Annotated in this window: 1 pseudogene; it reads left to right on the top strand. The window is 45.7% G+C overall.

The window, feature by feature from the left end:
* Positions 1-82: 82 nt before the first annotated feature.
* Positions 83-317, top strand: a pseudogene (locus tag LKX83_RS32295) (protein-glutamine gamma-glutamyltransferase); the annotation flags it as partial.

Here is a 317-nt window from a genome sequence, read left to right as displayed (position 1 = left end):
CTGTTGTGACGTGGGTGTTTCATAAGAGAGATGTGTATTAAATTATAAACGTTATGATGCATGGCAGAAGGGACGGGATAGCATGATCAAAATTCTCGGTGATCCAATCGATATTCATGCCATGGACCTGCAGAACGGGTTTACTGACATGGAGCAAGACATCCTGCAGCGCATGGCAGTAAGTTCAATCTTGTACACATACCCTTCGATAGAACAGCTGAAGTTTGAGCTTACGCTTAGAAGTCATATTGTATCCGCCGCTAAAGCCCTTGACCAAAGTGGAGTGGATTTTGCGGGAGTCAGCACATCGCGCTGCA

The organism is Cohnella baijiui (assembly GCF_020731285.1).
Taxonomy (GTDB): domain Bacteria; phylum Bacillota; class Bacilli; order Paenibacillales; family Paenibacillaceae; genus Cohnella.
The sequence above is the reverse complement of the archived record's forward strand: the minus strand, read 5'-3'. Positions and strand labels throughout refer to the sequence as shown.